Below are 21,400 nucleotides of genomic sequence, written 5' to 3'. Positions count from 1 at the left end.
GGTAAAGCATTGTTATTTTCCTTTTTTATTGTTTTTTTCGTTTTTATTTGCCGTGGATTTTTGTTTCGCTTGTTGCTTAGCTTGTTCTGGGGCATTTTGATCTTGCGAAATACGACCACTATCGGTGAGATATTGTAGAATTTTTTCCACATCTTTAGGATTTTCAGCCACTAAAGGCACGGCTTTGCCGTTTTTTAACACTAATTGCAAAAAAGCCATTTTCACCAAATATTAATGGTATTGATATAAGCATATTGCAAATAAAGATTATTTAAGAAAAAGCCGTCTTTTTTCAAAATAAACACAGGGAAGCGGATAAAGAAATGATAAATCATCAAAATACCGAACATTACCAATAAAAACATTGTGTAAGGTTCGATACCTTGTGGTAGCGCTTGATAAATAGCAACACCAACCAATGCGAGCATAATAATGCCTTCGATTTTCGATTTACGGCGTAAACGCACTTTTAAGATGGTTTCACCAAAGCGTTTTTCCATTAGGAATTGATCGTAGAAAGCATATAAAAAATAAAGAATGATAAAAACTAATAAAGCGGTATTGATCATAGCAACGTCCGTATTCTGATTAGACAAAAAATAAACTCTCCGCGAAAGTTCGGGGAGAGTTTAATTTTAGCATTATTCTGCGTTTAAGTAACGATTAAGCAAGAATACCGGTTGCTGCACCGATGATACCGATGATGAAAATGCCCACGATAATCCATAAGGCATTCACACGGTTGCGTAATAACCACATACAAGCAAAGGTAAATAGCAATGGTAATAAACCCGGCATTAAGCTATCAAGGATAGATTGCACGGTGGTCACTTCAATCGTACCGTCTTGTTTTTCAATGGTGGAAACCACCAGTGGCACATTAATGCTTGTCCATTTTTGCACTAACGCCCCCATTATGAATAGACCGAGAATTGATGCCCCTTCAGTGAGTTTTTGCAATAAGCCCCCACTCATATCTTGCACCACATCAAGCCCTTTCTTATAGCCGTAAACTACGCCGTAATAACGGGTTGCTAAACGTACAAGGTTGAATAAGACGAAGAATAATAATGGGCCAAGGATACTTCCGCTTAATGCTAAGCCTGCACCAAGTGCCGCGAATACAGGACGAGCTGTTCCCCAGAAAATTGGATCACCTACACCTGCTAATGGCCCCATTAGACCCACTTTGATCCCGTTGATTGCCGCATCATCAATTTCTTTTCCATTTGCGCGTTCTTCTTCCATTGCGATGGTTACACCAAGCACAGGTGCAGCCACGAACGGTTGAGTATTAAAGAACTCTAAATGGCGTTTGATTGCATCTTTGCGTTCTTGAGAATTTGGATCTGGGTATAAACGCTTGATAACAGGTACCATTGAGTAAGCAAAGCCAAGGGCTTGCATACGTTCAAAGTTCCAAGAGCCTTGGAAAAGGTTAGAACGCATTACCACTTTATTTAAATCACTTTGGGTTACTTTTTTCATTTCAGTTGTCATTTTTCTTACCCCATTAATCTAATCTGTTATCAAGATCATTGTTGCCATTTGAAACCACTTGCACCACTTGTTTACTTTGGTTGTATTTCGGGTGAAGTTGGATATAAAGTGCTGCCATAATTGCACCTAGCACACCTAAGGCAACAAGGTTGAAATCAGTAAAGGCGGCAATCACAAAGCCTGCGTAGAAAAATGGCATTAAGTGGCCTGCACGCATCATATTGATCACCATTGCATAACCCACAACGGCGATAATTCCACCAGCAATTTTTAAGCCTGTTGTCACAACTGGCGGAATTGCATTTAACATTGCTTGCACTGCGTCTGTACCTGCGGTTAGAGCCACGATTAACGCTGGGATCGCAATACGCATCGCTTGTAAAATCAAGGCACTGCAGTGAATCCAGTCTAAGCGGTTCAAGTTACCATCTTCAATCGCACGGTCTGCGGCGTGTTGGAAACCCACAGTAATTGCACGCACAACATAGGTTAAAACCTGACCTGCTGCGGCAAGTGGAATGGCAAGAGCGATCGCGGTAGTGATTTCTTGACCACCCACAATTACAAGAATGGTTGAAACCACAGAAGCTAATGCCGCATCAGGTGCAAGTGCCGCACCAATGTTCATCCAGCCAAGGGCAAGTAATTCTAATGAACCACCCACAATAATCCCCGTTTTAATATCGCCTAACACTAAGCCCACAAGGGTACAAGCGATAAGCGGACGGTGAGTTTGAAATTCATCAAGAATCGATCCCATACCTGAAATACAGGCAACGATAAATACGAGAATAATTTGTAGCGTTGAAATTTCCATAATATTCATCCTTTACACAAGATTGTTTTTCTTCAATAAATCCATCATATATTGACGGCTATCGTTTGATACTTTACGCACATCAAGCTCCACGCCCATTGCATCAATGGCTTTGAATGCGTCAATGTCTTTATCATCAACAGATACCGCACTGGTAATCATTTTCTTACCGTCTTTATAAGCCATACCACCAATGTTGATGGATTTCATATCAACGCCAGCTTCTAGCAGTCTTAACACGTCTGTTGGATTGGTGAATAACAACATCATACGCTCGCCTGCATATTCAGGGTTGTTATAAACGCGGATCATTTTATCTACGCCCACAACGTGTGCGGTTACTCCCGGTGGCGCAACGCTTTTCAGCATTGTTGAACGCACACTATCTTTCGCCACATCGTCATTTACTACCACAATGCGAGAAACTTTGCTTTCTTTTGTCCAGCGTGTTGCTACCTGACCGTGAATTAAGCGGTCATCAATACGCGCAAGCCCAACAACAAGATGACCTTCTTTATTTGGTGTAACCACTTCAGGTTGGCTTGGTGCAGGGGCTGCTTGAGTAACGGCTTGTGGTGCTTGCTCAGGCTCTTCTTCCACATATCTCAACGCACGAACCCCCGTACGACCTGTTTCTAACGCGATTGCCACGAGTTCTTGCAAACTTGGGCCATCATCGCGAGCCATAAAGGTTTCCACCAACATTGGCACATTCACGCCCGTAACAATGTCCATATTGTCTTTGCCTTCCGATACACGGTTTGCCGCATTAAATGGACTGCCGCCCCAAGTATCAACAAGGAATAAGACTTCATCACAATGTGATAGGGTTGTGCTGAGTTTTTCCTGATATTTCGCCATAATCGTTTCAGCGTTTTCGCCGGGAACAAAATCGATCGTGGCAACGTTTTCTTGTTCACCAATCAACATTTCGGTCGTTTTGAGCAGTTGTTCTGCCGCTACACCGTGTGTTGCGATGATGATCGCAATAGCCATAAGGACTCCTTATACAAGTGGTTATGGTTTAAGTACTATAAAATCAGGCGCGCATTCTAAACGAAAATACTCCAAAATAATGTGATGAAGATCACGGATTTTGCACTGCACTAAATAAAATTGGTGATTCATATCATATTTTTTATTATTTGATTAAAAAAAACATTCTTTTTTGATGTGCTATATTGATTATTTTTGAAGTGAAATTTTATAAATTTTTATCTTATTGAATTTTCTCAACAAAAAATGCTTAAAAAGTAGCAGAGTATTTTTAACTTGTAAGGTGAACGTTTATTTTGCGATCTTGATCGTAAAAATAAAGTGCGGTGGTTTTTTTGTGAGTTTTTTCCGCTAGGCTAAAGAAAGATAATCGCTATACATCAATGAATGAAAGAATAATGAAACTGTTTAATTGGCAAGCCACGAATTTTTTGCAACAAAAACAACAAGGTATGATCGTAGCAGAGAATATTGAAATAGCGCGGCAAGCGTTGTTTCAACGACAGTTGCAAAATATCAAGCTGCAACGCAACTGGCAATTTCCGCGTAAACCGAAAGCGAATGAATTGTATGAACTGATTAACCAGCTGGCGTTACTGCTGAAATCCGCCGTGCCAATTAAGCAAAGTTTGCAATTATTGCTGCAGAATTGCACAGTGATTTCTTTAAATCTCTGGCTTGGGCGATTGATAGAAGATCTTGAAAGTGGTCTAAGTTTTTCACAAGGAATTGAAAAACAGGGGAAATATTTTTCACAACAGGAACAGCAGCTAATTCAAGTGGGCGAAATGACAGGCAAGCTCGCGCAAGTGTGTGAGCAAATCGCACAATATCGTCAGCAATCCTTAATTCTGCAACGAAAACTCCAAAAAATCCTGCTTTATCCTATGTTGGTGCTGGGCATTTCCGTGCTTTTGACCTTGTTGTTGCTGATTTTTATCGTGCCACAATTTGCTGAAATGTATGGCAATAACAATGCTAGCTTACCTGCATTTACCACATTTTTATTACATCTTTCCGAAGGATTGCAAAAACATTTTTGGCAGCTTGCTTTGTTATTTATGCTGGCTTTGCTTTTTATTCGCTTTCGTCTAAAGCGTTCGGCAAAGCTAATAAAGTGGAAAAATCAATGTATCAATAAAATGCCAATTTTGGGCAGGATTACTCAGTTAGCCCGCCTGATTCGCTTTAGCCAAGCCCTTGCGCTAATGTTGCGTTCAGGCGTGCCGTTAAATATGGCATTGCAATCTTTTTTACCGAAACAGCAAAGCTGGCAGGTAAAGCAAGTTTATACGGGCGATCCCGTGCTAAATCAAGCGGTGGAAACAGCGTTATATTGGCTCAATCAAGGTTATAAATTTTCCGATAGCGTAGCCAGTGATTTCTTTCCAATGACGGCACAACAAATGCTAAAAATTTTGGTGAAGAAAGTGTGGGCAGGTAGCACAAATGCTACAATATATTGCTGATAAATATCAACAAGATCTCAATCATCAAGTGGATTTGCTTTCTCAATTACTCGAACCCATGTTAATGCTCATTATAGGCGGCTTAATCGGCGCAGTGTTGCTAGGAATGTATTTACCCATTTTCAATATGGGATCGATGATCCAATGATAACGCTTGCAACATTTTTATTGGGTAGCTTCGTGGGGCTACTTATCTTTTTGTATATTGCCACTTTTGCCCAACGGCTAACGCAGACTGTATGGCAAGATTATTGTGAACTTTTCCAGCCACAACAAAGAGAAAAGCCAATGCCACATTCCTCTTGGCAGAATAAAAAGTGCGGTGGTTTTTTGTGTTATATTTTTGCCTTTGCAGGATTGTTTGCTTTATGTAGCAAGCTTAATGCGGATCCTTATATCACATTATGGTGGGCGATTTGGTTGAGCTTGGTGATTTTAATCAGCATTATTGATTGGCTTTATCGATTGATTCCACCGTTATTATGTGTTTGGCTTTTCTTATGGATATTGCTTGGCGTGCATTGGCACATTATTCCGCTTTCGTTGGAGCAGGCTTTAGCAAGTGCGGTAGGAATTTTGTAATTTTTTATAGTATTTGCTACATAAGCCAAATGGTTTATCACAAAACAATGTTAGGCGAAGGGGATTGCTGGCTAGCGTTTGCACTTGGTGCAGGCATTTTCTGGCAAAAACTACCGCACTTTGTTTCTTGCTTGCTGTTATGCCATTGTTTTTGTGGCATACAAAATTGTGCAGGCGTGATGGACAACAAATTGCACAACAAATTCCCTTTGCGCCGTTTTTAAGCCTTTCTGCCCTGAGCCTATTATTGCTTCGCTAAAAAGACAGCGTATGATTTCTAGCAAAATAAATAAAGGTAGGAAAAAATGAGTTATATTGTTGGCGTAACGGGCGGCATTGGCAGTGGCAAAAGCACCATTGTGGATTTATTTGCCGAGTTAGGGGCGGAAATTATTGATGCGGATATTGTGGCAAGAGAAGTGGTGGAGAAAGGAACACCGTTGCTGGCGGAAATTGCAGCACATTTTGGCGAGACTATTTTGCTTGATTCAGGCGAGTTAAATCGTCAAGCCTTGCGTCAAATTGTGTTTGAGCGTCCGCAAGAAAAGGTGTGGTTAAATAATTTACTTCACCCTGCCATTCGGCGTGAAATGCTACATCAGCTTGCGCAAAGCCAAGCGCCTTATGTATTGTGGGTTGTACCGTTGCTGATCGAAAATGATCTGACAGAATTTTGTGATCGCGTGTTAGTAGTTGATGTGCTGCCAGAAACTCAGCTATTGCGCGCTGCGAAGCGGGATCAAAATAACATTGCCTTGATTAAAAATATTATGGCATCGCAAGTCAGTCGAGAAAAACGTTTATCAGTCGCCGATGATGTGGTGGATAACGAACCAGAATTAAGCCAAAATCTGCCTTATTTGCAGCAAAAAGTGTTAGAATTGCATCACCAATATTTACAATTTGCAAAGGAAAAAGAGAAAAATAATGGGTGAAGAAATTTTTACCGTACCTTGTCCCCACTGTCAAAAATCCGTGCCTTGGACACCGCAGAGCCAGTATCGTCCTTTTTGTAGCAAGCGTTGCCAGCTGATTGATTTAGGCGAATGGGCAAATGAAGAAAAAGCCATTCCCTGTGAAACCGCAGATTTTGCCACGAATGAGCATTTTGGCGAAGATTGGCGTGGCTAGTTAAAAGAAAGTTATTTAAGAAAGCAAGCAAAGGAAAAATGAATATTCAACATCAACACAATCCACAAGATGGCGAGTTTTTGTCCTTGATGAACAAGGGCAAAAAGTGGCAAAACTCACTTATTATTTTATTGATGCGCATAGCATTAATGCCAATCACACTTATGTCTCAGAGAGTTTACGCGGGCAAGGTGTGGCGGATAAACTTTATCAAGCCTTAGTGCAATTTGTGCGAGAACATCAATTAAATTTAGTGCCAAGTTGTAGCTATATTGCTAAAAAATGGCAGCGTGAAGCGCATTAATCCATTTAAATAATTGATTGAAAACCACAAATTTTGTTTAGCAACGGTGGGCGATTAAAATGCCGTTGCGGTAATTGTCTGTCTGTTGCCTATCTATTTTCTTGTCCATTTTCTTAGATATTCCCCCGATTTTTGCAAAAGGATTGAGAAATTAAAATTATCTTGCTAAAATCCACCGCACTTTTTTACGAAAGTATGTTCGGATGAAGGTAGCTGGAGAGTAGGGAATTAACCCTGCACCGACGAGGTAAAATCTTTCAGGTGCTATTAAATTAGCGGGGACTGTTACTGGACGAACCCTTGGAGAGATCCATTGCATTTGCAAAATGGACGCCGAAGGCGCAAAAGAGCGGTGAAATTTTCATCGTTTTTCAAACGCTCAGGCAAAAGGACAGGGGCAAGAGATTATTTCAGGTGATATAACGCGAGGCTTCGCGTTGTCTTTTTTCTATTCGCCAAACTCTTTTCGCCTCCTTGTAAACCGAGATTTTTTACGAGGAACATTCAATGTCAATCACTGAATTATTATCATCAGTTAATTCATTTATTTGGGGCCCGCCACTGTTAATTTTATTATCTGGCGTAGGGCTTTATTTCACCTTTCGTTTAGGTTTTATTCAAATTTTTCAATTGCCAAGAGCCTTAACTTATTTATTTAGAAAAGAAAAAGGCGCACAAAATGGCAAGGGCGATGTGTCTGCTTTCGCCGCATTAAGCACCGCTTTGGCAGCTACCATTGGAACAGGAAATATTGTTGGGGTGGCAACCGCCGTACAAGCTGGTGGCCCGGGGGCAATTTTCTGGATGTGGTTAGTGGCATTATTTGGTATGGCGACCAAATATGCAGAATGTTTATTGGCGGTGAAATATCGCATTATTGATAAACGCGGATTTATTGCTGGCGGCCCGATGTACTACATTGAACGTGGGTTAGGCATCAAATGGCTAGCAAAAATGTTTGCCATTTGTGGGATTTTGGTGGCATTTTTCGGCATCGGGACATTCCCACAAGTGCAGGCTATCACCCACGCAATGCAGGACAGTTTTCATATTCCTGTGGAAATTATGGCGCCCATTATCACGCTTTTAGTTGCGGCGATTATTTTAGGCGGTATTAAACGCATTTCTTCTGTTGCAGCCATTGTTGTGCCTTTTATGGCCGTGCTTTATGTGGCAACGTCAATCATTATTATTGTGTTGAATTGGCAACAAGTGCCAGCAGCAGTGAGTTTGATTATTGAAAGCGCATTTAATCCGCAATCGGCACTTGGTGGTGCATTAGGTTATACCGTAATGAAAGCCATTCAATCGGGTGTGGCGCGTGGTATTTTCTCTAATGAATCAGGTTTAGGTAGCGCCCCCATTGCAGCGGCTGCGGCGCAAACCAAAGAGCCTGCACGCCAAGGCTTGATTTCAATGACGGGAACGTTTTTAGATACGCTTATCGTTTGTACGATGACAGGCGTTGTGATCGTGCTAACCGGGGCGTGGCAAGCGCCAGAAGCAGGGGCGGCGGTAACTAATCTTGCGTTCTCCAAAGGGCTTGGTACAGCAGCGGGCGGTACGATTGTCACCCTTGGCTTATTATTCTTCGCATTCACCACGATTTTAGGTTGGTGTTATTATGGCGAGCGTTGTTTTGTCTATTTAGCTGGGGTGAAAGGGGTAAAATTCTACCGTTTTATCTTTATTGTGCTAGTGGGCTGTGGCGCGTTTATTCACCTTGAAACCATTTGGATCTTGGCAGATATTGTAAACGGATTGATGGCATTCCCAAATCTTGTCGCCTTAATTGGTCTGCGCAAGGTGGTGTTCGAAGAAACTAGGAACTATTTTCAACGTTTAAGCATTGCACATCGAGATGCTGATGATTAGGAAACGTTAAATAGACATCGGCTATTTTAGGCACAGTAAAAATGATCATTTACTGTGCTTTTTTTATCTAAAATAAAAAGGAAAGCGGATTGCACTTCAGCCAAATATTATGTAAAGAATGGAAAATTATTGCTTAAAAGGGAGGATTTCAGAAACACTAACCCCTGAATGATAGCAACTTTTTCATAAAATGAAAGTACCTTTTTTCAAATCTTCTACCTAGATCATAAATTTGTATTTTTCTTTTTTATTCTTCAATAAAGCCCTTGAAAAGTTCGCCTAACAGAGCTATGTTGTAGCCATAAGGTTTCACATAAGTAGAAATACTTACAATCAAAAGAGAGGTAAATGCTATGGCTCTAAATATCACAAGTAAACAAATGGACATCACCCCTGCAATCCGCGCTCACATTGAAGAAAGACTTGCTAAATTAGGAAAATGGCAAACTCAACTGATTAATCCTCATTTCATTTTAAATAAAGTACCAAAAGGCTTTGCGGTGGAAGCCTCCATCGGCACGCCATTTGGTGATTTGTTCGCAAGTAGCGAATCGGAGGATATGTACAAAGCAATTAATGAAGTAGAAGAAAAACTCGAACGCCAACTCAATAAATTGCAACATAAAAGTGAATCTCGCCGTGCAGAGGAACGCTTAAAAGATTCATTTAACTAAAAAATTTTTCCATTTTAGCCCGCACTTTTGCGGGCTTTTTCTTTGTCTAAGACTGTCTTTATTGTACAATACCGCCCTTATTTCGTTGGCTGAATCAAATTCAGCTGTAACCGTGGTTCGCAACCCTCCCACGCAAAAAAACTAGGACATCTTATGACAACATTCAAAAATCACAATCATAAAGCGGTTGTTATCTTTTCTGGTGGGCAAGATTCCACCACCTGTTTAATTCAAGCGATTGCCGATTATGGTGTAGAAAATGTGGAAACCGTAACTTTCCATTACGGTCAGCGCCACGCCATTGAATTAGAAAAAGCCAAATGGATTGCGCAAGATCTTGGGGTAAAACAAACTTTCATTGATACTTCTGTGATTAAAGCGATCACCTCAAATGCTCTAATGAACGAAAATGCAGAAATCAAGCAAGAAAAAGACGAGCTGCCAAACACCTTTGTGGACGGGCGTAACGCCTTATTTTTGCTTTACACCGCCATTTATGCCAAAGGGCAAGGTATTTCTGACATTATCACTGGCGTGTGCGAAACGGATTTCAGTGGTTACCCTGATTGCCGTGATGTGTTCATCAAATCAATGAACGTTACCCTGAATTTAGCGATGGATTACAATTTTAATCTTCGCACGCCGTTGATGTATCTCACCAAAGCGCAAACCTGGGCGTTAGCAGATAATCTAGGTGCGCTGGATTATGTTCGCAATCATACGCACACTTGTTATCAGGGCGTGGACGGCGGTTGTGGCGAATGTCCAAGCTGCGTATTACGCAATAAAGGTTTAGACGAATATTTAAAACAAAAAAGTGCGGTGCAAAATGTTTAAAGTTTCTAAAGAATTCAGTTTTGATATGGCGCATTTGTTGGACGGACATGATGGCAAATGCCAAAACCTGCACGGCCACACTTATAAATTACAAGTGGAAGTGCAAGGGGAACTACACGCCAGCGGAGCGAAAAAAGGAATGGTGATGGATTTTTCGGATCTCAAACAGATCGTAAAAGAACAGATTCTTACGCCAATGGATCACGCCTTTATTTATGATGAAACCAGCGGGCGCGAAAGTAAAATTGCACGACTGTTGCAAGATCTCAATTCCAAAACCTTTGCCATGCCTACTCGCACCACCGCAGAAGAAATGGCACGCTTTATTTTTCAACGCTTAAGTGAACATTTGCAGATTAGCGCTATTCGTTTATGGGAAACGCCCACTTCATTTTGTGAATATCGGGAAAATTAATGGCGGGAAGATTAATGGCAGAACTGATTTCTAATCCAAGTTATCCCATTGTAGAAATTTTCCAAAGCCTGCAAGGGGAAGGGGCGAACACAGGAATGCCGAGCATTTTTATCCGCTTCGGCAAATGCAACTTAGCCTGTCCTTGGTGCGATACGCCCTACAATGATTTTGAGCCGTGGTCGTTACAGCAAATCTTAGCTAAAGTGCGGTCGTTTTCGGCGAAAAATATTATCATCACAGGGGGCGAACCCACCATTCAGCCACAGCTGAGCTTATTGCTTGATCAACTTAAGGCAGAGGGCTATTTTCTTGCCATTGAAACCAATGGATTAAAGCCTGTCCCTGCACAAATTGATTACATTGCCACCAGTCCAAAACGAGAGTATGCGCAGAAATATCGCCAACGCTGCATTGTGCAAGCTAACGAAGTTCGCATTGTGGCGGATGCCGATGTGCAAGAATTTTGTGCATTAATTGAAAGCCAAATTCAAGCGCAGCATTACTACCTTTCCCCTTGCGAAAGCAACGGTGAAATGAATTTGCTCCACACCATTACGCAATTAGGCTTGCTAAATCAACGTCCGAATAAACCGAAATGGCAGTTGAGCATTCAAACGCACAAGCTGATTGGAATTGAATAAAATTTGATAAAAATAACCGCACTTTATAAAGTGCGGTTTTTTTTGAAAAGTTTTAATTATTGTTGATTGTAATATTTATAGGCTTCATCAATGGAAGGGAAGTCTAGTAATTTCCCCTTTTCTAATACTTTTGCATTATCACAATATTCACGAATTGCAGAAGGGCTGTGAGAAACGAGAATAATAGAGCGATCTTTACGTTTTTCAAAAAGCTCATAACGACATTTATCACTAAAGCGTGAATCCCCCACGGCAATCACTTCATCAATCAGATAGCAGTCAAATTCTACAGATAAGGATAATGCAAAGGCTAAACGCGCTTTCATTCCCGAAGAATAGCTTTTCACTGGCTCATAAAGATAATTGCCTAATTCTGAAAAATCTTCGGTAAAGGCTTTTACATAGTCAATATCAGCATTATAAATACGACAAATAAAGCGCAAATTGTCCATTCCCGTTAAACTACCTTGGAATGCGCCACTAAAGGCGAGAGGCCAGGAGATGCTCATTTCACGGCGAATTGTACCTGATGTTGGCGCTTCGACACCACTCATTAAACGAATTAGGGTTGATTTTCCCGCACCATTGCGCCCTAAGATGCCAACTTTTTCCCCTTTCTCAAGTTTAAAGTTAATATCATTTAAAACAGTTACTGGACCTGTTCTTGTATGATATTTCTTATAAACATTTTCTACACTGATCATCTTGCGTTAATCCTATTACTAAAACTGCGTACCATTAATAATCCAATTAAAAGCATCACTAGATCACAGGTAAGAAGGTAGCCAGGGGATTCCATTGTGACGATACTTGGACCAAAATAACCGTGTCTAAACATTTCTGTACCGTGAATCATTGGAAACCATAGCAACATAGATTGCACATTACTAGGCAAGCTACTTACTAAAAAGAATGCCCCTGAAATAGGAAACATCAAAAATGTTAGTGTTCCCCAGATCTTGCCAAAAAATTCTAAATAATAAGATAGCGAGCAAATAATTAAACCTAGACCAATGGCAAACAGCGCCATTAAGAACCAAGCAAAAAGCATATATAGCACATCGCTTGGCATTTCAACCCAACCGATTATTACAAGAAAGGCAAGCATCAAAATCTGAGCAACGGTCGCACCCATAATTTCCAACGTCATTCTGGAAAAAAGCGTATCTAAAGGGCGAACATTACGGTGATATAACAACGCCATATTGGCATCAATTGCACCAATTGCTCTATTTGAGGCATTACGCCACATCATCAATAAGGGATAGCCTGTGATCGCAAAAGCAACAATATTTAGCGTAGAAAACCTATCCGCCCTAAAAAAGTGCCACATTAATACAATCACAAGGGTCATCATAAAGGGTTCGACAAATAACCATAAGAACCCTAAATTTTTACGCCCATAACGAGTAATTATTTCGCGTAGCAATAATGCTTTCAGCACTCGCCACTGAATTTGGAATGATTCTCGTAATGAAGTTTGTTCGCCATACTGCATTAGTTTTTATGCTCTCTCACACCGGCTAATAATAGTGTTAATACACCATAAAGCACCAAGCCAAGAATTAACGTTGCCAAAATATTGTATAAACGATGCGGCTCTAAGGCTAAATCTGGACGATTCGGTTTAGCAATAATTTCCAAATATAGCTGCTGTCTGCCCGCTTCTTCTTTTGCACTTTGCAAGGCGGACATCGCTGCAGTTAATTGCTGTTTCGCTAAGGTATCATCTAAAATCAAACGTTGATACTCAGAAGATTGGGTCGTTAAAGATTTCTTCCCTTCAAACACCACATCTAACTGCTGTGATAACTCTTCTCGAATACTTTTTTGTCTAGCTCTTAACACTTTCACCTGAGGGTTATTTGGTGATAACGCTCTGACTTGATCAAGCTGAGTTTGAATTGAAATTAATTCATTTTGTAATTTTTGTACCAAGGTTAAAACTGATTCTGACTGGCTTGCCACATCAAAAATTTCATTTTTAACACGATATTGGCTTAATGCGACAGAAGTTTCAGTTAAGTGATTTTCAGCTTCATTAACGGATTGTTCTGCAAATTTAATGGTATCTCTACGCGCACGATCATTAAGCTGATTCACTAATTTCTCAGCGAGATTGAGCAAGGCATTATTAATTTCTTGCGCTGATGCCGCATCAAAAGTACGCACCCTTAATGTTGCAATACCCGATAATGAATCAATGCTAATTGATAGGTGATCGCGAAAATATTGATAGAACGCTTCTTGGGAGTCGAATAATCCTAGTGGATCAAAACGACTGAAAAAATCCCCTTCGTCATAATATTTTCTAAGCGGCAAATCAGTTTCTAAGGTGCTTAAGGCATTGCGAGAACGCATAAACTCTTGCACCGTGAAAGTATCATCTTGAGAACGTGCAAAGCCGATACTTTGCAATAATGCGCCCATTCCGCCTAAACTAGCCTGACTACGTGAAGAACGCACAATAAAGCTAGATTCAGAAATATAGACATCTGAAGCCCAGATCGAAAAATAAAAAATCGAACAGAAGGTAGGAATAATCACGGTTATCCACAACAGCGGATTAAGTTTCTTTAAATTCAATTTTTTCTTACGTCTTGCAATAGGCTGATCAATATTTTGTTCCATTTTTTATACACCTACATCTTATTAATACTATTTATGGTAGATAGCGCTGGATTTACTGTTCCAAAGATCATACGAATAAATTTTTGGTATTCAGCCAATGGTGCATTAGAGACATAAACAATATCTTTATCTTTAATTGGAAATTGTTGAATCCAAAACATTGATTGAGGTTCAAGTAAATTTGCCTGATATACTGTCGGAATTTTCATTCCGTTGTGATACCCCTTGGCTTGCCATTCACTTTGTTTATTTAATGACATTTCTTCAAATGGAACGTAACGGAAGATAAATACGCCTCTTGGATCTGCGCGATCATCATTTAATCCACCTAAACGACCGATTGCTTCAGCTAAAGTTAAACCTTCTGCTGAAAAACGAATTTCTTTACTATTTCCTACCGCTCCCATTGCAGTAAAGGAAAGTGGATTATTTATTAAGCTTAGGACATCACCAGAACGCAAAAGAATATTCTCTTGCGGCTCGCGTGCTAATTTTGCTAAAGAAATGGTTTTCTTGGTTATTTCGGGTAAGTTGCACGGCAATATCTTGTAACTCTCCACTTGTACCACCTGCTGCGGTTACAGCATCTAATACACGTTCACCGTAAGTTGTTAAAGGCATACGCACAGCTGATGATTTAGTTAGTACCGTTACATTTGCAGAATTATTTTTTACAACACGCACAATCGCCTGTGGTTGATTCGCAATAGATTGTAAACGATTGACAATATCAGTTTGAATTTGCTCTGGTGTTTTTCCTGCTACACGCAAAGAACCAACAAATGGAATGGTAACGCGTCCATTATTGCTGACCATTTGCTCCGGCAAGCGAGTGCTTTGACTAGATGAAACCCCACTTTCATCTAACACACTACCAAACAAAATCGCTGGTGGTGCTTCCCAAAGGGTAATATCAAGCAAATCACCAGAACTTACCACACCTTGGTAACGTTGCTTAGAAGAACCTAACTGTTTAAAAGATTGAACTTGAAAAGGCGTATCGCCTACAACCTTGTCATCTAACTTAATTAATTGAACAGCAGGAACATTAGTATTTTGCTGTTCCACTTTTTCAATGCTGCCTTTATTTGGCCCTGATGTGGGTAAATTGGCGCAGGATACGAGTAAGCAACAACTGATAGTAATGAGAGATTTGCGCATATGTTTCCTTATAACTATTATTTGGTATTCAAACGTAAAAATGATAGATAGTCAAAAAATTTTGGGCATTATAATGCATAAATCTCATTTATGGGGATTTTTTTGTTTGAAACAGTAACTAGTTGAAATAGTTAATGAATATTGATCTCCTGAATTTCTATACAAAAAATCATGTTTGACTACCAGTAAATAGGAAAGTAGAATTATACGTTTAAAAATTTGATATGGATGAATTTAGCTGAATAATTTACCGTACAATCAAGTAACTAAAATGCATATCGCTAAACTAAAGAAATTATTTCGAGAGCCGGGTATATTTTTACGTGATTTTTTCAATAAAAATATCCAGTTTATAATGCAGAGCAACGCATCACCGAGAAAGATGAGCTAGCTATCATTGAAAATAGCTTATATCTTGCAGACTTAGAAAGCAGTATTCAACTTGAACCTTTTAACATTGATGTTGTTTTTACTTGGGTCAATAACCAAGATCTGAAATGGCAGCAACGTCGGCATCAATTTGCCGAGGTAGCTGAGCAAACAGCACTTTATGGCAATGATGAAGCTCGTTTCAGTAATCACAATGAGCTTTATTATTCTCTACATAGCGTGCGTTCTTTTCTCCCTTGGGTAAATCACATTTATATTGTTACAGATGATCAAATTCCCGAATGGTTTACGCCAGAGAATTATCCAAATGTAAGTATTGTTGACCATGCTCAAATTATTGATAAACAATATTTGCCTACGTTTAATTCACATGTCATTGAGGCTCATTTGCATAATATCCCCAATTTAAGTGAATATTTTATCTATTTTAATGATGATGTATTTGTTGCTCGCCCTTTGCCGAAAGCGCATTTTTTTCACCCTAATGGGATCGCTTCACTTTTTATTGCAGATAAAAGTTTAAAAAAAATGGCTATGAAAAAAGGTAAATTATTAACGCCAACACTTGCGGCATCACAAAACAGCATAGCCTTACTAAACAAGCATTATTTAAATCAAATCGATAGATCACTGGTTCATACATACGTTCCGTTGAGAAAAAGTGCTTTTCAAACTGCTTGGCAAAGGTATAATTCAGAGATTTTAGCTTTTTTATCTAATAAGTTTCGTACAAATCAGGATCTAAACTTGGCTACTTTCCTTGTTCCGTGGCTAATGTATTTAAATGGTCAATCTACAGTAGGTGCTGAAATATGCTATTATTTCAATATACGCTCCAATAATGCAGTAAGCCAATACCAAAAACTATTGAAAAAAAATGTCATAGGTCAACAACCGCATTCATTTTGTGCGAATGACTTTCATAGCACAAAACAGATTAAAAACTATCAGGAAAAACTGATTGAAATGTTAAAAATTTATTTTAATAAATAGACTAAAATTACAGGTTATATCTTATGAATAAGAAACAATTAAAAAAATTACTTCGAGATCCTAAACTATTTTTCCGAGATATGTATGCTAAAAGAGCCATACAAGTAAAAAAAAACATTTGCCTATGAGATATAAAGGAAATAACTACTATACTATTGTTTCTGCTGTCTATAATGTGGAAAAATATCTTGATGATTATTTTAATAGTATAGTCAAACAAAGCCTTAGTTTCAAAAAGCATATTCAAATTATTCTAGTTGATGACGGTTCTACCGATAATTCCGCTCAAATCATTAAAAAATGGCAAGCTAGATTTCCTAAGAATATACACTATTTTTATAAAGAAAATGGTGGGCAGGCTTCTGCGCGTAATTTAGGGCTAGAGTATGTTCAGACAGAGTGGGTCGTCTTTACTGATCCTGATGATTATCTACATCCAGACTATTTTAAATCAGTAGATTATCATTTAACGAAAAAACGTCTCAGCTACTATGCTTGTTACTAATTTAAAATTATTTATTGAAAATCAAGGTATTATTAAAGACAGCCATCCTTTAAAATTTCGTTTTGATAAAACACATACTATTAAAGTATCAAACTTAGATCGGTTTATCAATTTATCTGCGGCATCTACTTTTTTAAAGTATCGTATATTAATAGAAATAGATTACATTTTAATCATCAAATAAAACCGAATTTTGGGATGGCAAGTTTATTGCTGATTATTTATTGCAGCAGCAAAATGCTGATGTAATTTTCAATAAGGATGCTATTTATTTTTATCGTAAACGTAACAATAGTAGCTCAACTCTAGATACTTCTTGGTTAAAACCTGAGAAATTTTCAGATATCTTTGAGTTTGGATTTATCCCTATGCTAGAAAGTTATAAGCATAAGATTGGAAATATTCCTTCTTTTATTCAAAAGACAGTATTATATGATATGAGCTGGTATATTCAATACTTACTGAATAGACCTGAACGTCTTGATTTTTTAACTATAGAACAAAAGCAAAAATTTTATAATCTGATAGATATTGTTTTTTCATATATTGATGAAAAAAACATTATGGAATTTAATCTAATAGGAACATGGTTATTCCATAAAGTTGGAATGCTTGGTTTATTTAAAAAAATAGAACCTCCATTTCAAATTGCGTATATTGAAAATATAGATCGTGAACAGAAACAATTTCTAGTTAGCTATTATACTTACTTTGACTTACCTTACTCAATTAAAATTGGTAATCAAGAAATTATTCCAACTTATGAAAAGACAGTTGTCAATATTCTAAATGATAAGTTATTTGTTTATGAAAAACGGTTGTGGATTTCTTACTCATCACTTAAAAACTCAGCAAGAATTGACTTATTATTAAATAATAAATCTATGCGGATTTCCATCAAGGGTAAGATATTTAGTAAGGGAATTGAATTAAAAGAACTAATTAACCTATTTATGCCATCTCAAAAATATATTTCAGATGGCAGTTGGCTTTTAATGGATAGAGAAACTAAAGCAGATGATAATGCAGAACATTTCTATCGTTATATGATGAAGAACCATCCTGAAAAAAGTTGCTATTTTGTTTTGAATAAAACGGCACAAGATTGGGATAGATTAGAGAAAGAGGGCTTTAATTTAGTTGAATTTGGAAGTAAAGATTATGAAGAACATTTGCGAAAAGCTGATAAGATCATTTCTAGTCACTTAGAAAAACACATTAATAATTATTTTGGTGATCTTTATGAATATAGCAAAAAGTTTGTTTTCCTTCAGCATGGAGTAACTCAGAATAATTTATCTATCTGGGTTAATACTAAGATTAATTTACATTGCTTCATTACTACAGCACTTCCAGAATATAAAGAAATTGCAGCAAACTTCAATCGTTATAAACTAACTGAAAAAGAAGTAGTATTAGCTGGTTTCCCGCGTTATGATAGCTTACTATCTAAAAGTATTCTTAGAGGAAAACGTATTCTAATTATGCCCACTTGGCGAAATTATATTGTGGGGAAAAATATTGGAAATGGTAGTAATAGGCGCATTATTAATAATTCTTTTATGGAGACTTCCTACGCTCAACACTGGTTTAGCTTTTTACATTCAAAAGAATTAAAATTATTAGCCGAAAAATATGAACATAAGGTTACTTTCGCTCCTCACCCTAATATAGAACCCTATTTACCCCTATTTAAGGTTCCTTCTTATATAGAAATTTGGAAAGGGGAAGAGGCTACGGAAAGCATTCAAAACTTATTTGGAGACTCCTCAATTTTAATTACAGATTATTCTTCAGTAGCTTTTGATATGGCTTATCTTAATAAGGCTGTTATTTATTATCAATTTGATCGTGATGAATTTTTTTCAGGTGCACATACTGTTCAAAAAGGATGGTTTGACTATGAAAGCTCTGGCTTTGGTCCTGTTACTTTAACTGAACAGAACACATTTGATGCATTAAAAAATATCTTACAATCAGGATTAGATAATAAATATCTTACTCGTATTAAAGAAACTTTTCCATATCAAGATGATCAAAACTGTGAACGTGTATATCAAACTATTGTTGCATTGGATAATCCTGAAGAACGTAACAATTTGCCAATTTTAAAGAATATGATTGTTCATGCTGAACAAAATCAGGCTTGGGAATTAGCAGCTAGTCGTATTCAGATTTTGTTTGATGAAAATAGGCTAGAACAAAAAGAATTAGATGATTACTGGAATCGCTATTTGAATGCACTATTTAATAGTAAGCAGTTTAATAAATTACAAAATTTACTATTAGAGAATCCTAAATACTCTCAATATTGGCAAGCTAAAATAGATTTGCAAATTGGCAATGCTATTAAAGGAGCTAGATTCTTCGCTAAAGAAAATACTATCGGTAGCCACAAGAAGATTTTTTAATAGCTCTTCTTATATCAGCCTTTTATAAAGATAAAGAGAATACTAAAAATTTATTAAAACGACTAAATAAAATTTAGAAAAAAATACCGAGAAAAAAATACCGCTCTTTACTGGAAATAGCAAAGAAATTTTAGAACAAGATTATTTTGTAGCGTTAGCATTACTAAAAACTTATATAGATACAATAGATATGGCTAATCGAAATAGCTTAAAGCTTGAACTATTAGCTTCTTATATTTATATGAAGTTAGGTAATTTACAAGGTGCACACCAATGCCTTGTGACCTATGAAAAGCATACTAAAAATGATCCAAGCTGCCGTATAGCAATTGCAAGATTAGCAAAGCTCCGTGGTGATTTTGACAAAATGTTTATTCAGCTTAATCGTGCTTTTGAAGAAAATTTATTACTAATTCCTGAGGATTTGGCTGTTGACTATCTGAAGAAAATGCTTGACAGTGGAAACTCTGAAGGTGAAGAGTATCTGTTGAAACAATTCCGACAAAAATACTCTGAAAATTTAGAAATAGCTTTATATGAGGCCGAAAAACTTTACCAAGCTCAAAACTGGAAAGGACTAATAAAGGTTATAGATGAATTTGTCCCAACTTCGCGTGAAGCTGCTTATTTTTATATAATTGCTCTATGTCGTTTGAAAAACGATAAAACTGCACAATATTATTTTAATGATTTGACCGCTCAAGATACGTTAGCTTATTGGAAATTAGCAGCAGAAGTTGCTGAAGTTAAGGGGGATAAAGTATTGCAAGCGAAGTGCATAAGAAAGCAATTAGAGTATTTACAATAGTCACTGAGTTAAGTAAAGCCGCCGTCTGTCGGAGTTAGTTTTTCAGACGGCTGTCTTATAATGATTTATTCTAGCTCCATTGTTGGCGTGATATACTGAAGATGGTTTATTTTTGTAAGGTCTATCCCATTATCAATATCAGTGTATAGGACATTATTTCTTTCCCAAAATACATCTTTACGTATAACTTTGGCAGGGACCCCAGCAATTATGCAATTATTAGGAAAGCGTTTTTTTACAACGGAATATGCTCCTACTATGCTGCCATTCCCTATTTGTGAGCCACCCCAAATTGTTGCTCCATATGCTACCCATACTCGATAACCAATGATTATATCCTTAGACGTATTTAAACGCTTTCCTGTACGTACATCGTAGATAGGGTGTGCGTCATCGGTTCGGATTTGATTATTAGTAGCAAACATACAATCTTCACCGATAGATAGAGTGGTATGTTCAGCGACTGTAATGTAAACAGGATTTGTGCTAGTCGTTTTGCTTCCTATTTTAATAGGTACACCCTACTCCTAAACACCATTGCCCTTTCATAGAAACATTTTCACCAATATACACTTTGCTATTATGTCCTAAAAATTCTAAAAATACATTACGAAGATTTGCATTAGGATGAATAGTAACTTGATTCCCTCCCCCGAGAAATTGAAAATGGCAGTTATGTAGATTATTTGGAGCAGTGATTTTATTACCTGATGTATCATAGTAGTTGCCAGAGATTAATTCTTTTTTTCTGCTATTAACTACGGGTACGGGACGATCGGCAAAATATTGCTCAGCTCGCTCTGCGAATTTAATAAATAAAGAACAAATCTGCGAAAAATCAAGAGTGCTCACATCATACATGTATACATTATCATTCTCCAGCTTAATTAGTTTGGTATCTGGGTATATGATACTAATATTATCTATTGGGGTTTTATCTCGGTAGAATAAAATATTTTTGTTGAACTAGATCCAAACTAACTGAAAAGAATGATTCACGATCACTCTGAAAGTCGCAATATACATTTTGCTGGTAATAGATTTTAATTGATGTGGATTTCAATTTAATCGTTTTCAGTATTTCTTGTTGAAATTCTTCAGTTGTTTTGTTTATCATCTTACCTTCCACAATATATTTTTAATCTGATTATCAGAATAGATAGTAAGCAGTATGCTTACTATCTATTTGATTATAGCTAGACAAAGTCTAGCTATAAAACTATACGCTATGCGTATGGAATCAAAAGCTTAAGCGGTGAA

Annotated in this window: 23 protein-coding genes, 4 pseudogenes and 2 riboswitches; of the genes and pseudogenes, 16 read left to right on the top strand and 11 right to left on the bottom strand. The window is 37.7% G+C overall.

Features of this window, described 5'->3' with window-relative positions; translation table 11 throughout:
* Positions 1-12: 12 nt before the first annotated feature.
* The 5 genes from C3Z13_RS12330 to manX all read right to left on the bottom strand — a co-directional run bounded on the left by C3Z13_RS12330 (position 13) and on the right by manX (position 3,313).
* Positions 13-219 carry a hypothetical protein gene (locus C3Z13_RS12330; RefSeq protein WP_245872586.1) on the bottom strand — a complete coding sequence of 69 codons (207 nt, stop codon included), beginning with the start codon at positions 217-219 and terminating at the stop codon, positions 13-15.
* A gap of 2 nt (positions 220-221) precedes the next feature.
* A complete protein-coding gene (locus tag C3Z13_RS12325) occupies positions 222-596 on the bottom strand; it encodes a DUF986 family protein (protein ID WP_245872585.1) in 375 nt (124 codons plus the stop codon).
* Between the two features lie 67 nt (positions 597-663).
* Complete coding sequence (locus C3Z13_RS07210) at positions 664-1,500, bottom strand: PTS mannose transporter subunit IID (RefSeq protein WP_017807081.1); 837 nt, start codon at positions 1,498-1,500, stop codon at positions 664-666.
* Between the two features lie 13 nt (positions 1,501-1,513).
* Complete coding sequence (locus C3Z13_RS07205; RefSeq protein WP_017807082.1) at positions 1,514-2,317, bottom strand: PTS mannose/fructose/sorbose transporter subunit IIC; 804 nt, start codon at positions 2,315-2,317, stop codon at positions 1,514-1,516.
* Positions 2,318-2,329: 12 nt separating this feature from the next.
* The gene (manX, locus tag C3Z13_RS07200) at positions 2,330-3,313 is read right to left on the bottom strand and encodes a PTS mannose transporter subunit IIAB (protein ID WP_103855475.1); all 984 of its coding nucleotides are present in this window, start codon (positions 3,311-3,313) and stop codon (positions 2,330-2,332) included.
* A 398-nt stretch (positions 3,314-3,711) separates the two neighbouring features.
* Between manX and C3Z13_RS07195 the strand changes: the two are divergent.
* The 11 genes and pseudogenes from C3Z13_RS07195 (at position 3,712) to C3Z13_RS07145 (ending at position 11,241) form a co-directional block, all read left to right on the top strand.
* Positions 3,712-4,930: pseudogene (locus tag C3Z13_RS07195) on the top strand (type II secretion system F family protein).
* On the top strand, positions 4,927-5,364 hold the full coding sequence (locus C3Z13_RS07190; RefSeq protein ID WP_103855474.1) for an A24 family peptidase: 438 nt from the start codon (positions 4,927-4,929) through the stop codon (positions 5,362-5,364). The pseudogene C3Z13_RS07195 and the gene C3Z13_RS07190 overlap by 4 nt, the downstream one beginning before the upstream one ends.
* 29 nt (positions 5,365-5,393) lie before the next feature.
* A complete protein-coding gene (locus tag C3Z13_RS07185; RefSeq protein WP_103855473.1) occupies positions 5,394-5,588 on the top strand; it encodes a hypothetical protein in 195 nt (64 codons plus the stop codon).
* Between the two features lie 81 nt (positions 5,589-5,669).
* Complete coding sequence (gene coaE / locus C3Z13_RS07180; RefSeq protein ID WP_103855472.1) at positions 5,670-6,299, top strand: dephospho-CoA kinase; 630 nt, start codon at positions 5,670-5,672, stop codon at positions 6,297-6,299.
* Positions 6,292-6,495, top strand: a complete 204-nt coding sequence (gene yacG, locus C3Z13_RS07175) for a DNA gyrase inhibitor YacG (RefSeq protein WP_103855471.1) — start codon at positions 6,292-6,294, stop codon at positions 6,493-6,495. The genes coaE and yacG overlap by 8 nt, the downstream gene beginning before the upstream one ends.
* Positions 6,496-6,533: 38 nt before the next feature.
* A pseudogene (locus tag C3Z13_RS07170) lies at positions 6,534-6,799 on the top strand (GNAT family N-acetyltransferase).
* A 290-nt stretch (positions 6,800-7,089) separates the two neighbouring features.
* Positions 7,090-7,204: riboswitch (glycine riboswitch) on the top strand.
* A gap of 102 nt (positions 7,205-7,306) precedes the next feature.
* Complete coding sequence (locus tag C3Z13_RS07165) at positions 7,307-8,674, top strand: alanine/glycine:cation symporter family protein (protein ID WP_103855470.1); 1,368 nt, start codon at positions 7,307-7,309, stop codon at positions 8,672-8,674.
* 353 nt (positions 8,675-9,027) lie between these two features.
* The gene (gene hpf / locus C3Z13_RS07160; protein ID WP_103855469.1) at positions 9,028-9,348 is read left to right on the top strand and encodes a ribosome hibernation-promoting factor, HPF/YfiA family; all 321 of its coding nucleotides are present in this window, start codon (positions 9,028-9,030) and stop codon (positions 9,346-9,348) included.
* Positions 9,349-9,454: 106 nt separating this feature from the next.
* Positions 9,455-9,499, top strand: a riboswitch (PreQ1 riboswitch).
* Between the two features lie 2 nt (positions 9,500-9,501).
* Positions 9,502-10,185 carry a 7-cyano-7-deazaguanine synthase QueC gene (gene queC, locus C3Z13_RS07155; protein ID WP_103855468.1) on the top strand — a complete coding sequence of 228 codons (684 nt, stop codon included), beginning with the start codon at positions 9,502-9,504 and terminating at the stop codon, positions 10,183-10,185.
* Positions 10,178-10,600, top strand: coding sequence for a 6-carboxytetrahydropterin synthase QueD (queD, locus tag C3Z13_RS07150; RefSeq protein ID WP_103855467.1), 423 nt, complete (start codon positions 10,178-10,180; stop codon positions 10,598-10,600). Before queC ends, queD begins: the two co-directional genes overlap by 8 nt.
* A 14-nt stretch (positions 10,601-10,614) precedes the next feature.
* The gene (locus C3Z13_RS07145; RefSeq protein ID WP_103855476.1) at positions 10,615-11,241 is read left to right on the top strand and encodes a 7-carboxy-7-deazaguanine synthase QueE; all 627 of its coding nucleotides are present in this window, start codon (positions 10,615-10,617) and stop codon (positions 11,239-11,241) included.
* A 56-nt stretch (positions 11,242-11,297) separates the two neighbouring features.
* Here the strand turns inward: C3Z13_RS07145 and C3Z13_RS07140 are convergent, their stop codons facing one another.
* The 4 genes and pseudogenes from C3Z13_RS07140 to C3Z13_RS07125 form a co-directional block, all read right to left on the bottom strand.
* Positions 11,298-11,945, bottom strand: a complete 648-nt coding sequence (locus C3Z13_RS07140; RefSeq protein WP_103855466.1) for an ABC transporter ATP-binding protein — start codon at positions 11,943-11,945, stop codon at positions 11,298-11,300.
* Positions 11,942-12,739: an ABC transporter permease gene (locus C3Z13_RS07135; protein WP_103855465.1), complete on the bottom strand. Its 798-nt coding sequence runs from the start codon at positions 12,737-12,739 to the stop codon at positions 11,942-11,944. The genes C3Z13_RS07140 and C3Z13_RS07135 overlap by 4 nt, the downstream gene beginning before the upstream one ends.
* Positions 12,739-13,872 (bottom strand): capsule biosynthesis protein, encoded by a 1,134-nt coding sequence (locus C3Z13_RS07130; protein ID WP_103853331.1) that lies wholly within the window; start codon positions 13,870-13,872, stop codon positions 12,739-12,741. Before C3Z13_RS07130 ends, C3Z13_RS07135 begins: the two co-directional genes overlap by 1 nt.
* A gap of 11 nt (positions 13,873-13,883) precedes the next feature.
* Positions 13,884-15,033: pseudogene (locus C3Z13_RS07125) on the bottom strand (polysaccharide biosynthesis/export family protein).
* 369 nt (positions 15,034-15,402) lie between these two features.
* Between C3Z13_RS07125 and C3Z13_RS12875 the strand changes: the two are divergent.
* From C3Z13_RS12875 to C3Z13_RS07110, 5 genes and pseudogenes are all read left to right on the top strand, one after another.
* Positions 15,403-15,522: pseudogene (locus tag C3Z13_RS12875) on the top strand (capsule biosynthesis protein CapC); the annotation flags it as partial.
* A 120-nt stretch (positions 15,523-15,642) separates the two neighbouring features.
* Positions 15,643-16,416, top strand: coding sequence for a stealth conserved region 3 domain-containing protein (locus C3Z13_RS07120; RefSeq protein WP_245872584.1), 774 nt, complete (start codon positions 15,643-15,645; stop codon positions 16,414-16,416).
* 124 nt (positions 16,417-16,540) lie between these two features.
* Entirely contained in the window at positions 16,541-16,921 is a 381-nt protein-coding gene (locus C3Z13_RS11935; RefSeq protein WP_219827902.1) for a glycosyltransferase family A protein, read from the top strand.
* Positions 16,922-17,145: 224 nt separating this feature from the next.
* Entirely contained in the window at positions 17,146-19,332 is a 2,187-nt protein-coding gene (locus tag C3Z13_RS07115) for a CDP-glycerol glycerophosphotransferase family protein (protein WP_219827901.1), read from the top strand.
* Between the two features lie 190 nt (positions 19,333-19,522).
* On the top strand, positions 19,523-20,140 hold the full coding sequence (locus tag C3Z13_RS07110) for a hypothetical protein (protein ID WP_103855464.1): 618 nt from the start codon (positions 19,523-19,525) through the stop codon (positions 20,138-20,140).
* A 65-nt stretch (positions 20,141-20,205) separates the two neighbouring features.
* On the opposite strand, the gene C3Z13_RS11930 is transcribed toward C3Z13_RS07110, so the two are convergent.
* Positions 20,206-20,565: an LbetaH domain-containing protein gene (locus C3Z13_RS11930; RefSeq protein ID WP_219827900.1), complete on the bottom strand. Its 360-nt coding sequence runs from the start codon at positions 20,563-20,565 to the stop codon at positions 20,206-20,208.
* Between the two features lie 82 nt (positions 20,566-20,647).
* Positions 20,648-20,992 carry a hypothetical protein gene (locus tag C3Z13_RS11925; RefSeq protein ID WP_219827899.1) on the bottom strand — a complete coding sequence of 115 codons (345 nt, stop codon included), beginning with the start codon at positions 20,990-20,992 and terminating at the stop codon, positions 20,648-20,650.
* Positions 20,993-21,400 lie beyond the last annotated feature (408 nt).

This window comes from Avibacterium endocarditidis (assembly GCF_002921145.1).
Classification (GTDB): domain Bacteria; phylum Pseudomonadota; class Gammaproteobacteria; order Enterobacterales; family Pasteurellaceae; genus Avibacterium; species Avibacterium endocarditidis.
The sequence above is the reverse complement of the archived record's forward strand: the minus strand, read 5'-3'. Positions and strand labels throughout refer to the sequence as shown.